The sequence below is a fragment of the Pseudomonas sp. GW822-FHT02D10 genome, assembly GCF_058802345.1.
In genome coordinates this window covers 329,567-341,647 of the sequence record NZ_JBXAOB010000003.1, presented here as the reverse complement: position 1 = coordinate 341,647, position 12,081 = coordinate 329,567, and the positions used below count along the sequence as shown (strand labels likewise).

10 protein-coding genes and 1 pseudogene are annotated in these 12,081 nt (G+C 58.8%); 7 read left to right on the top strand and 4 right to left on the bottom strand.

Going from position 1 to position 12,081, the window contains the following annotated elements:
* The 5 genes and pseudogenes from cyoB (at nucleotide 1) to AC1RPZ_RS07175 (ending at nucleotide 4,849) form a co-directional block, all read left to right on the top strand.
* Nucleotides 1–2,031 (top strand): cytochrome o ubiquinol oxidase subunit I, encoded by a 2,031-nt coding sequence (gene cyoB, locus AC1RPZ_RS07195; protein WP_493136216.1) that lies wholly within the window; start codon nucleotides 1–3, stop codon nucleotides 2,029–2,031.
* 3 nt (nucleotides 2,032–2,034) lie between these two features.
* Nucleotides 2,035–2,661 (top strand): cytochrome o ubiquinol oxidase subunit III, encoded by a 627-nt coding sequence (locus AC1RPZ_RS07190; RefSeq protein ID WP_493136214.1) that lies wholly within the window; start codon nucleotides 2,035–2,037, stop codon nucleotides 2,659–2,661.
* Nucleotides 2,662–3,000, top strand: coding sequence for a cytochrome o ubiquinol oxidase subunit IV (cyoD, locus tag AC1RPZ_RS07185; RefSeq protein ID WP_493136212.1), 339 nt, complete (start codon nucleotides 2,662–2,664; stop codon nucleotides 2,998–3,000). It begins immediately after the preceding gene.
* 11 nt (nucleotides 3,001–3,011) lie between these two features.
* Nucleotides 3,012–3,899 carry a heme o synthase gene (gene cyoE, locus AC1RPZ_RS07180; RefSeq protein WP_493136210.1) on the top strand — a complete coding sequence of 296 codons (888 nt, stop codon included), beginning with the start codon at nucleotides 3,012–3,014 and terminating at the stop codon, nucleotides 3,897–3,899.
* A 730-nt stretch (nucleotides 3,900–4,629) separates the two neighbouring features.
* Nucleotides 4,630–4,849 (top strand): annotated as a pseudogene (locus AC1RPZ_RS07175) (transcriptional regulator).
* Between the two features lie 59 nt (nucleotides 4,850–4,908).
* Here AC1RPZ_RS07175 and AC1RPZ_RS07170 read toward each other — a convergent pair.
* The 4 genes from AC1RPZ_RS07170 to AC1RPZ_RS07155 form a co-directional block, all read right to left on the bottom strand.
* On the bottom strand, nucleotides 4,909–5,187 hold the full coding sequence (locus AC1RPZ_RS07170) for a DUF3077 domain-containing protein (RefSeq protein WP_493136209.1): 279 nt from the start codon (nucleotides 5,185–5,187) through the stop codon (nucleotides 4,909–4,911).
* Between the two features lie 522 nt (nucleotides 5,188–5,709).
* On the bottom strand, nucleotides 5,710–6,414 hold the full coding sequence (locus tag AC1RPZ_RS07165; protein WP_493136207.1) for a hypothetical protein: 705 nt from the start codon (nucleotides 6,412–6,414) through the stop codon (nucleotides 5,710–5,712).
* Nucleotides 6,415–6,523: 109 nt separating this feature from the next.
* Nucleotides 6,524–7,594, bottom strand: a complete 1,071-nt coding sequence (locus tag AC1RPZ_RS07160; protein ID WP_493136205.1) for an NAD(P)H-dependent flavin oxidoreductase — start codon at nucleotides 7,592–7,594, stop codon at nucleotides 6,524–6,526.
* Complete coding sequence (locus tag AC1RPZ_RS07155; protein WP_493136203.1) at nucleotides 7,587–9,527, bottom strand: FAD/NAD(P)-binding protein; 1,941 nt, start codon at nucleotides 9,525–9,527, stop codon at nucleotides 7,587–7,589. Before AC1RPZ_RS07155 ends, AC1RPZ_RS07160 begins: the two co-directional genes overlap by 8 nt.
* Nucleotides 9,528–9,570: 43 nt before the next feature.
* On the opposite strand from AC1RPZ_RS07155, the gene AC1RPZ_RS07150 reads away from it, so the two are divergent.
* Entirely contained in the window at nucleotides 9,571–10,674 is a 1,104-nt protein-coding gene (locus tag AC1RPZ_RS07150; RefSeq protein ID WP_493136201.1) for a LysR substrate-binding domain-containing protein, read from the top strand.
* Entirely contained in the window at nucleotides 10,674–12,029 is a 1,356-nt protein-coding gene (locus AC1RPZ_RS07145) for a hypothetical protein (RefSeq protein ID WP_493136200.1), read from the top strand. Before AC1RPZ_RS07150 ends, AC1RPZ_RS07145 begins: the two co-directional genes overlap by 1 nt.
* The last annotated feature ends 52 nt before the right edge of the window (nucleotides 12,030–12,081 follow it).

The window sequence follows — 12,081 nt, the reverse complement described above, 5'->3', positions numbered from 1 at the left end:
ATGTTTGGTAAATTAAGTTGGGAAGCGATCCCGTTCCACGAGCCGATTGTGATGATTACCATCGCCATGATCGCGCTCGGTGGTCTGGCGGTGTTCGGGTTGATCACCTACTTCAAGAAGTGGACCTATTTGTGGTCCGAATGGCTGACGTCGGTCGACCACAAGAAAATCGGCGTGATGTACATCATCGTCGCCATGGTCATGCTGCTGCGCGGTTTTGCCGACGCCATCATGATGCGTTCCCAGTTGGCCCTGGCCACCGAGGGTTCGCCTGGCTACCTGCCGCCTGAACACTATGACCAGATCTTCACCGCTCACGGTGTGATCATGATCATCTTCATGGCGATGCCATTCTTCACCGGCCTGATGAACCTTGCCGTGCCGCTGCAGATCGGCGCACGCGACGTGGCCTACCCGTTCCTGAACTCCCTGAGCTTCTGGCTGCTGGTCTCCGGTGTCGTGCTGGTGAACGTGTCCCTGGGTGTCGGCGAATTCGCCCGTACCGGTTGGGTTGCGTATCCACCGCTGTCGGAACTGGGCTACAGCCCGGGCGTGGGTGTGGACTACTACATCTGGGCATTACAACTGTCTGGACTGGGTACGACATTGACGGGGGTCAACTTCCTGGCCACTGTGCTGAAAATGCGTACCCCGGGCATGAAAATGATGGACATGCCGATCTTCACCTGGACCTGCACCTGGGCCAACGTACTGATCGTCGCTTCCTTCCCGATCCTGACCGCTACCCTGGCACTGCTGACGCTTGACCGTTACATGGATTTCCACATTTTCACCAATGAACTTGGTGGCAATCCGATGATGTACGTCAACCTGTTCTGGGCCTGGGGTCACCCCGAGGTTTACATCCTGATTCTGCCGGCGTTCGGGATCTTCTCCGAAGTCATCTCGACCTTCTCCGGCAAGAAACTGTTCGGCCACCACTCGATGATCTACGCCAGCGGCGCGATCTCGATCCTCGGCTTCATGGTCTGGCTGCACCACTTCTTCACCATGGGTTCGGGTGCCAACGTCAACGCCTTCTTCGGTCTGGCGACGATGCTGATTTCGATCCCGACGGGGGTGAAGCTGTTCAACTGGCTGTTCACCATTTACCAGGGCCGTCTGCGTTTCACCAGCCAGGTGCTGTGGACGCTGGGCTTCATGGTGACCTTCGCCATCGGCGGCATGACCGGCGTACTGCTGGCCATCCCGGGTGCTGACTTCGTACTGCACAACAGCCTGTTCGTGATCGCGCACTTCCACAACGTGATCATCGGCGGCGCCGTGTTCGGCTACATCGCAGGTTTCGGCTTCTACTTCCCTAAAGCGTTCGGCTTCAAGCTGCACGAAGGGTGGGGCAAGGCAGCGTTCTGGTTCTGGATCTCGGGCTTCTTCGTCGCGTTCATGCCGCTCTATGTACTGGGCTTCATGGGCATGACCCGTCGTCTGAACAGCACCACCAACCCTGAGTGGACGCCGTACCTGCACGTGGCAATGGTCGGTGCGGTACTGATCGCCTTCGGTATTGCCTGCCAGTTGATCCAGCTCTACGTGAGTATTCGTGATCGCAAGCTGCCGCAGAACATGTGCGAAGCCGGCGACCCGTGGAATGCCCACACGCTGGAATGGTCGACCTCGTCGCCACCACCGTTCTACAACTTCGCGGTACTGCCGAAAGCCGACGGTATCGACCCGTTCAGCGAAGCCAAGGAAAACGGTACTGCGTACCAGGCTCCAAGCCGTTACGAACCGATCCACATGCCAAACAACACCGCGACCGGTGTGGTCATGGGTGCTCTGTTGACGGTGTTCGGTTTCGCGATGATCTGGCACATCTGGTGGATGGCCATCTTTGGCCTGGCTGGCACCGTGATCTATTTCGTGATCCACGCTGCCCGTGATGATCAAGGCTACATGGTGCCGGTCGATGTGATCGAGCGCATTGAAGCCGAGCAGCACAAGCGTCTGGTTGCGGCCAAAGCGATTCCGGCCACCGCCACCCGTGTTGAAACCTCGTTGGAACAGGCTTAAACCATGTCGAACTTAGTGACCAATGTTGGACACGCCCATGGTCATGACCATGGGCACGATGACCATCACCACGACTCGGGCGAGATGACCGTATTCGGTTTCTGGCTCTACCTGATGACCGACTGCATTCTGTTTGCGTCGATCTTCGCGGCGTACGCGGTACTGGTAAACAACGTAGCCGGTGGCCCGTCGGGCCACGACATCTTCGAACTGCCGTACGTGCTGGGTGAAACCGCCTGCCTGCTGTTCAGTTCGATCACCTACGGCTTCGCCATGCTGGCGTTGTTCAAAGGCAAGAAGACTCAGGTACTGGGCTGGTTGGCGATTACCTTCCTGTTCGGTCTGGGCTTCATCGGCATGGAAATCAACGAGTTCCACTCGCTGATCTCCGAAGGCTTCGGTCCGAACCGCAGCGGCTTCCTGTCCGGGTTCTTCACCCTGGTCGGCACCCACGGTCTGCACGTGACCAGCGGTCTGATCTGGATGGCGATCATGATGTATCAGGTCAACAAGCATGGCCTGACGTCGACCAACAAAACCCGTTTGAGCTGCCTGAGCCTGTTCTGGCACTTCCTGGATGTTGTGTGGATCTGCGTATTCACCGTTGTTTACCTGATGGGGACTCTGTAAATGGCTAACGCAGCTCACTCACACAATGGCCACGACGACAGCCACGGCAGCGTCAAGTCCTACGCCATCGGTTTTATCCTGTCGGTGATCCTGACCGTCATTCCGTTCGGCCTGGTGATGTACCCATCGCTGCCGAAAGCCATGACCCTGTGGATCGTGCTGGCCTTCGCAGTGATCCAGGTGCTGGTGCACCTGGTCTACTTCCTCCACCTGGACCGCTCTGCCGCCCAGCGAAACAACGTGATTGCGTTTATCTTCGCTGCGCTGGTGATCGTCCTGTTGGTCGGTCTGTCGCTGTGGATCATGTTCAGCATCCATTCCGTCATGATGGCGCACTGAGGAAAGTCCGGATGTCCTTAAAGCACTTTATCCAAATCACCAAACCGGGGATCATTTTCGGTAACGTGCTTTCTGTGGCAGGCGGGTTTTTCCTGGCCTCGAAAGGGCATGTCGATCTGGCCATTTTCCTGGCTGCGATGATCGGCACGTCCCTGGTGGTCGCGTCGGGTTGCGTGTTCAACAACTGCATCGACCGTGACATCGACCTGAAGATGGAGCGCACCAAGAACCGCGTGCTGGTGCAGGGCCTGATCTCCCTGAAACTGGCACTGGTTTACGCGACTGTGCTGGGTGTTGTCGGCGTTGCACTGTTGTACCGCGTGGCGAATCCGTTGGCGGCGTTGTTCGCGGTGATCGGTTTTGTCATCTATGTCGGCTTCTACAGCCTGTACCTCAAGCGCAAGTCGGTTCACGGCACGCTGGTGGGCAGTTTGTCGGGGGCGATGCCGCCAGTGATTGGCTATGTCGCGGTGAGCAATAGCTTTGACATGGCGGCGCTGACGTTGTTGGTGATGTTCAGCTTGTGGCAGATGCCGCATTCCTATGCGATCGCGATTTTCCGCTTCAATGATTATCTGGCGGCATCGATTCCGGTGTTGCCGGTCAAGCGTGGGATTCAGGTGGCCAAGAGGCACATCCTGCTCTACATCCTGGCGTTCCTGGTGGCGACCTTGATGCTGACGTTCAGCGGCTATGCCGGCATGAGTTACCTCGCTGTTGCGGCGGCCATGGGCATGTATTGGTTGTACATGGCCTGGACTGGTTACAAGGCGGTGGATGACACGGTTTGGGCACGTAAGCTGTTCGTGTTTTCGATTTTCACCATCACGGCCTTGAGCGTGATGATGTCGCTGGACTTCAAGGTGCCGAGCGAGTTGTTGCTGACTTACGCGCCTTAAGGTTTTGCGGTTGTACTAAAGGCCCCGCGCTTCGAGAGAAACGCGGGGCTTTTTATTGCCATGAATTTTCCGCCCCCCCCTGTAGGAGCTGCCGAAGGCTGCGATCTCTTGATCTTGGCGGCCTGAAAGCCGACCAATCTCCCGCAGACGTACACCAATCAAAACTGTGGGAGCGGGCTTGCTCGCGATGGCGGACTGATAGCCGACCAACCTCTTGCAGGTGTACATATCCATTCCTGCGGTAACGGCCACTTACGGTTTCGCTCTTACAGCGAGTCCCTTTTTCAAACGCCAAAAAGGAACCAAAAGGCTTCGCCCCAAGCGTCCGGCCCCTCGCTTAGGCTCGGCGTTCCCTCGCTCCGGCATTCATCAGGGGGCATCGCCTCCGGTCTGCTTCGCGACGACCTCCTCTCGATGTGTCCGGCTGCGCCGTACGGCGCTGCGCGCCAACCCCCTGATGAACACCTCCACTCGGCCTCCCGAAGGGGCGGGTAGATCAAAAGCAAAGCACGGCGGCCTGACAGCCGGCCTGAGTGGTTGGGGCGCGCCACTTCATGGTGGGTGGGTGATATCTGTAGGAGCTGCCGCAGGCTGCGATCTTTTGATCTTGGCGGTCTGCCACCAATTGCCGAGCTCTCAGCAACATGCCTATAGTTTTGCGATGGTCGTGGACCAAGACGATGGGCTCAAAAAAGCCACTGAGGCAGAGTTGAAAGCACGAGGTAGCTCGATGAAAAAGCGCGACCTGTTTGCAGAGTTAATGCAGGGCGTTGACGAGATGGTGGCTCAGCGCGAAGGCGAGACCGTGCTGCGCAGTAATTCCCTGCAGGACAAACCGGATCTGGTGAGGGGGGCGGAAGAAAACGTCGACGCCCAATACTCAGGCCGCCTTGTTGATCAGGCTGGTGGAGAAATTCCCCGACATGGTTGAGCGGTTAGGCGCCGTTTGAGCAGATAACCGAACACCTGAAAAGCCCCGCCTTCAAGAGAAGCACGGGGCTTTTTCTATTCAGTTGCGGTTGTTACCCGGCGCACCCAGCACCTTCACCACATCATCGATCACCGCTTTACTCATCTCCTGCAAATAATGCGACGCCCAGGCATAACGGTCCTTGCCGCGTTCCATTGCCGCGTCTTCGGCCAGCAGTTTGGAGAGGTGGAGCAAGTCGGAAACGTGGGACAGGGCTTCGAGAATCGGGACGCCGCTGTTGACGCGGAATAGCGCTTGGTCGGAGTGGATGGAGAAGGGGGTGAAGCCGGCGGTTTTCAGGTCTTGGGGGTTAGTCATTGGACACCTCCGAGGGTTGGGAGGTGATGACCGGCGGAGCAGAAGCGCGAACTTTGGACGGATCAATAGCGTGCATTAGCAGTACTCCAGAATCAAAGTAGAGCGGCCACGTTCGTTCTCAGGCGAATGGGTGGCAGCTGTGCGCAGGCTGAGAAACCGGTATGCACGACCCGGCAGACCCGAAGGTCTCCCACGCACAGCCGCCATTACACGGAAATGCAGACATAAAAAACGCCGGCAATCGTGATTTTTGGCGCTGGTGCGCGCGCATATTACCCGGGTTCTCAGGCCCGGTCGCTGAATGGTCAGCAACGGTTTCAGGCTAGTAGGTAGGGTGAGGGCGCGCAATCGTAGCCATGTACTGGCTTATGTAAGATTTTGTGTGGGAACCGCCAGACACCGCAGCCCCCCGTAGGAGCTGGCGAAGCCTGCGATCTTTTGACGTTTTCAAACGTGCTGAACATCAAGGTCAAAAGATCGCAGCCTGCGGCAGCTCCTACAGGAGCCGGGCGGTGTTGGTGTTTACTGCACAGCGATGCTGTAACCGACGAAAGCGGTTTGCTGCTGAAGCGCAGTAACGATGGCCTTGCGCGTAGCCGGTTGCTCGGCGCCAGCATTGTCGATGAACGTCTCGCTTTCCAGCTCCGCCTCATCGCCTTCACCGACAAAAGTGAAGCCGAGGAATTCGAAGGCTTCACGATCGGCGTTCGGTTTAATCCGTGGATTGCGCAATGGCAGGCTGACGCTGATGCCGTCCTTGCTGATGCTGAACACTTCGATTTCTTTCTTGGCACGCGCAGCCTTGCTTTTGCCGCTGCTTGGGTTGCTGATCGCCTGATGAGTCTGGTTCAGCACTTTCAGCGCCAAGCCGTAGACCAGCTCCTGAAAGCTTGGGTCATCCTTGAAGCTCGACAGAATCCGGCTGATCGGGAATTTGCTGCTCAGGTCTTCCAGGGCGGCGATGTCCGCGGCCTCGGCGTCCTTGAGTTGTTTGAGTTCGCCCATCAGTTCGTAGGCTGTGTCGTCGTCGAAGCGGTCGTGAGCCTGGCGGATAGCCGTGCGCAGCTCGCGAATCTGATCGCTTTCTTTCGAGGTGTGGAAGGCGTCCAGGACCATCTCGCTGATGGTTTTGGCCTGCGGCACGTGTTGTGAAAGATTGATGGAGTTTTCGTATTCCGCTTTGGACGACAAGGTGATTACGGATTCAGCGGTGTTGGAATCTGGCATTGAAATTTCACTACTTCTTTAAACAGAATTTGAGACGAGAACGGCGTCGGCGTTTTCGGGTCGCCTAATCTATTGGACCGCTGCGATGTTGTCACGGACCAACGGACGATCAGTTCATCTCGGCGACCAGCACTTCCACCATTGCCTTCGCGCTCATTTCCCGTGCCAGCGCGGCACCTTGGCCGGCCCACTGCACCGCGAACTCATTGCAACCCTTGGCGCTGGCGGCGGCGTGCAAGGCTTTGGCGGCGTCGTAAGTCAGCGGGTACGCCGGGCATTGCGGTGCGCCGGCGGCGTCGAGGTCGGTGATCAGGCGATTGACCATGCCCCGCGCCGGTCGTCCGGAAATCGCGCTGGTGATGCGGGTGTGGGCGGCCTTCGGGCTTTTCAGGTCGGCGCGGTAGCGCGCATTGGCGGCGGACTCGGGGCACAGGATAAACGCGGTGCCCAACTGCGCACCTTGCGCGCCGAGTTTGAGCATGGCGCTGATCGACTGGCCGTCCATGATCCCGCCCGCAGCGATGATCGGGATCGTACGCTGCTGGCTGAGGGTTCTGACCAGCGCCAGGGTGCCGGTCTGGGCGTCCTGCTGCGGGTTGAACACACCACGGTGGCCGCCGGCTTCGACACCTTGGGCGATAATCGCGTCGAGGCCGGCGCGTTCGATCAGCTCGGCTTCGTGTGGATCGGTCGCGGTGGCCAGCAGCACAATGCCAGCCCTCTTCAGGGCATCGATCCAGGCCGCTGGCGGCAAACCGAAATGAAAGCTGACCACGGCCGGACGTTCGACCAGCAGCATGTCGAGGATGTCCGGGTCATCGAGGAAACTGGTGTAGATCTCATTCAGCGTGGTGGGTGCAGGCGCGTCGAACTCGGCAAACAGCGGTTGCAGGTGCTTCAGCCATTCGGCCTGACGGGCCTGGTCCGGCTCGGGTGTGCGATGGCAGAACAGGTTGACGTTGAAGGGCTTGTTGGTCAGCGCTCGGGTATCGGCAATCATCGCCTTGGCCTGGCTGACGTTGCTGGCTCCGATCCCGATCGAGCCCAAGGCCCCGGCATTCGACACCGCCGCCGCGAGTGCCGGTGTGGACACGCCAACCATGGGCGCCTGGATGATGGGGTACTGGATGCCGAGCCGTTGCGTCAGCGTCAGGTTTGTAGGGTTGCGGTGCTCATTCATACGCCAAGGTCCTTTCCCGGTTGTGGGTGGCCGATGAGTCAATGACGTAGACGGCCGGTTTTTTCACGATTTGTGGCGCGTTGATCTGCCGGAACAACTCGCCCACGCTGCGTCCGGCGTCCACCAGTGCGGTGGAGTTCACGAACGGTCGCGCAACGATGTAGGTGTAGAACTTGGCACCTTCGCAGATCGTCCCCAACGCCCAGGCATTGCTCAGTGGTTTGCCGCTCAGCGGGACGATGTGCAGGCCTTCATCGACATCAATGCCGCTGACCTCCATCCCCTGATTGGTGAACGGGCGAACCAGGCCTCTTTCCAGCAAGCGATAGAGCAACGGTGATTTGTCCTGGTTGGGCGACGACTTCGGCACCCGGGCACGAATCAGTACATCGGCGAGGAACTCGCGGTCGGGCAGGCTCGTGCTTTTGATCGCGAACGAATAAGACGCACTGTCCATGTACGCACGAGCCCCAGGGCCGAAGCTGACCATCAGGTAACCTGCACGCATCAGTGCGAGCATTTCTTCGGTGCGTTGCAGTGGCGGGCCAACGGCCAGGCGGTTCATCACCGGGATGAACTCGTTCATGAAGCGCTTGTGCGACGTGGCTGACAGCGCGCCGAAATCGACCACTCGGCGCAGGTTGTCGCGAATATCGCGCAGCACATCGCAGGCGGCCTTGATCGGGCTTTCGCAATTGCCCTCGCGCGCTTCGGCCAGGTCCTGCTCCAGGTAGTCAGTCAGCCATTGATGGAAGTGTTCCTTGCTGGTCAGGTCATTGCGGCTGATGGGGTTGGCGAGTTTGTCCCAGGAAAAACGCGGAATCTGTGGGCAGCATTGGCGCAGCACGTTTTCGGCTGCGGGCGTGTCGAGATGGACCAGGGTGGTGTCGAGCAACTCGGCGAAGGAGCTGCCATGCAGCCGAGTGGCATGGGACAAGTAATAAGCATGGGCCATGTCGCGCAGAATCAGCGGGAAGATATGGCCGTGGAAATCGAGCTCACCGGGCTTGTGGGTCTGCTTCCATTGATTGATCCGGTCGAGGGTCAGGAACCGTGCCTGGTATTGGCCCGAGACACCCTTCTGGTTCACTGCGCGGGCGGCGAACGGAATGCCGCTGCGCGAGAACAGCGCCAGCGACGGCTCTGCACCGGACGGCTGATAATTCAACACGCCGGTTGCTTCGTCACGCTTGAAGCGACCGCCACGACCCACGGTCAGCGCGGTGATCGCGTCGATGGCCGTCAGGCCCATGCCTTCGATAGCCACCGAGGCGTCAGGGGCAATCTCATCAAGTTGCTTGTGGATCGGCAGTGGCCCGGTGACCACGTAGCGCAGGTTGGCGTTGTTGAAACGGTGGGTCGCGACAAAAGCGCGACGGTCGATGTCCAGCGCGTCCGGATGATTTTCCGAGTGGCCCGTGGTCAGGAACAGGTAGTCGGCGTTGATCGTTTTTCCGTGCGCAGTCTGGATGACAAACGATTGGGTGGCGGTCTGCTCGATATCGGTGGCCGTGCACGTATGCAGGTGCACGTCGCAGTGTTGTTCCAGTCGGTCGATCAGGAACTTGAAAACCCAGTTCAGGTATTCGCCAAAAGCACTGCGTGGCAGGTAGGTGTCGGGCCCCAGCGGTAACGGGTGCTTCCAGTTGCCGACAGCCCATTCGTACAGGCTTGGCCCCTCAATCAACGGCCCGGCATCGACCACGGTCGGGTCCATGAACAGGGTGATCTGCGACGCTACCGTGTTGAGTTGCAGGTAGTCAGGTTGCGAGGAGTGGTGAATGCCTTCGCCCGGTACACCGGGGTCGATGAGATGCACGGCTATTTTCTTGTCGGTTTTTTGATCGCAAGCGTAGGCGGTGATTCGTTCGAGCACGTTCAGGCCCCGTGGCCCCATGCCGATAATCGCGATCGCTGGCGTAGCGTGTTGCATCTGCCCAACTCCCTTGTTTTTAGAGAGGCGTTACCTCGACGTCTTGCAAGACAATTCCTGGAATCAGGCCGTGTTCTGCTCAGCGCCACCTCGTATGCGTTTAAATCCGGGGCAGGATACGCAGCGCAAAAATAGCTTTGCCAACGATTATCCGAGATACTGTGCATCACTTTTCGAGATGTTCGCGTCCAGGGATGGCAGATCCATGCAGCTCAAATCACTGCGTATTTTTTTGGCTGTGGCTGAGACGGGCAGCTTTGTGGCGGCCGCTGAACGCCTGCACACCGTGCAGTCCAACGTCACCGCACATATCAAGAAACTCGAAACCGAGTTGGGTGCTCAACTGATCGACCGCAATGGTCGGGCGCGTCTCACCTCTGCCGGTCACGCACTTAGCGAATACGCTGACAGAATTCAGCGAAATCACGACGAGGCTGTAGCCTTTTTCCGAGGCAACCAGTCCCTAAGTGGTGAGTTGCGCATCGGCGCGATGGAGACCACCACGGCGTTTCGCTTGCCGGGAATCCTGGCGAGCTTTCACGGCAATCATCCGGAAGTCGATATCAAGCTCACCACCGGGCCGACGGCAGATCTGGTCAGGGGATTGGCGGAAGGACGCTTCGATTGTGTGTTTGTGGCCGGCAAAGTCGATCATCGACGGTTCCACATGTACAAAGCCTTCACCGAGGAGCTGGTGCTGATTTCCTCCCGGCCGCTGGAGAAAATGCCGCCCAAGGAAACCCTGCTGACGGCCACCTTCCTGGCCTTCCGCCAGGGCTGCAGTTATCGCCACAGCATTGAATTGCTGCTGGCCTCTTGCGGTGTTTCGGCCGTGCGTATCATCGATTTCGGCACACAGGACGCCATGCTTGGCTGTGTCGCGGCGGGCATGGGGTACGCCGTGCTGCCAAAGTCCACGGTCGAGGCCCAGAGATCTCGCTTCAACATCTATAGCCTCGACCTGCCGGAGCGCTATGCGATCGTCGACACCTATTTTGCGGCGGCGCAGCAGAACACCTGGACGCCGGCCATGGCGTCGTTTTCTGAAACGGTGTGCGATGCACTGGTGATTACCAACGCTCTGGCCAAGGAGCGGCTGCCGATTGCCATCGCTCACTGTGATACGGCTCAGCTCAGGAATTTGTAATGTCCAGGGACACGCTCTCTCTCCACTCTTCTGTGGCGTCGAAGTGGCGGACACGCAGCACCGCGCTGGCGGTGATCGCCACGGCGCTGGTGATGGGGTTGATGGCCAAGGCGCTGGTCATTCCTCACGGCAAGGTGGTGGATGCACTGACCTTCGGCCTGATCGTCGCCGGGCTGGCGCTGACCTTCAGCAGTTGGCTCGGCAAAACCTCTGCACGTCTGGGGCTGGGCTTGCTGGTGATTGTTGCCGCGCTCGCGGTCTTCACCGCCATTCCTTTTAGTCCGGTGCGCGGCGCCGGTTCGTTTGAAGGGGTGATTTTGCTGTTGCTGGGGATTGGGCAATTGCGCGCTTACCTGGATCGACAGGACATCAAAGGCCGGATCGAGCGGGCACTCAGTCACCCGGCCGTTCGGCGCAGTGCGCGGCCGATCTTTCTTCTCTATAGCGCGATGGCGTTTTTCCTGAGCCTGGCGACCGTGCCGATTGTCGGCTCACTCACCCGCAGCACCCGCCTGAATCATATGTACCACCTGCGTCTGGCCATGCGTGCGGTGGGCGCAACGATGTTCATTGCGCCGACCACAGCGGGGGCAGCGGCGGTCAGCGCGATGTTCCCTGGGTTGAGCTGGTCGCAAGCCTTGCTCACGGGGTTGCCGCTGGCATTGTTGTGCCTGCTGTTCACCCGCAGCGAGAAAGAGCCGGCGATCGAACGGGTGCCTGTGGAAAAAGACGGCGCTTCCCGCGGATTGATGCTGCCGATGGCCATCTTCATCAGTGTGATTGTGGTCGGTAAGCTGCTGCTCGGTTACGCCACGGTGACGACGGTTGCGCTGGCGGTTTCGATTACCGGCGCGGTGTCGCTGTGGGCCAAATATGGCATCGCGCAATTGGCCGAGACCATAGCTGATGGTTTTCAGCGTTCAAGTGCCGAAATCCTGCTGTTCATCGCCTGCGGAACGCTGCAAGTGGCACTTGGCGCGCCGGAAACCGCGCAGTTGTTCAGCCCGTTGAGCGGCGACTTCAAACTGTTGTTGAGCTCGGCTCAGGTGCAACTGCTGTTGATCCTTGGGCTGATGCCACTGCTGACGATCATTGGCATTCACCCGATGATTCTGTTTGCTGCGGCATTTCCGATCTTCCATCCCATTACTCAGCTTCCCGTCACGGTCGAGTATCAGGCGTGGATCGCGATGTTCATGATTTCGCAATTGATCTCGCCGGTGTCCATCAGCGCAGTGACGGCTGCGGCGTCGGTAAATGAATCGCCGTGGAAGGTCAGTTTTGAAAGCCACGCAAAGTTTGCGCTGGCGTTTGCGCTGGCTGGGTTTGTGTACATGGTTGTGGTGGCCGGCTAGGTTCGGTCACCATTGAAAGGAGCCCGCCTTCGCTTTCGCGATGAAGTGCGGG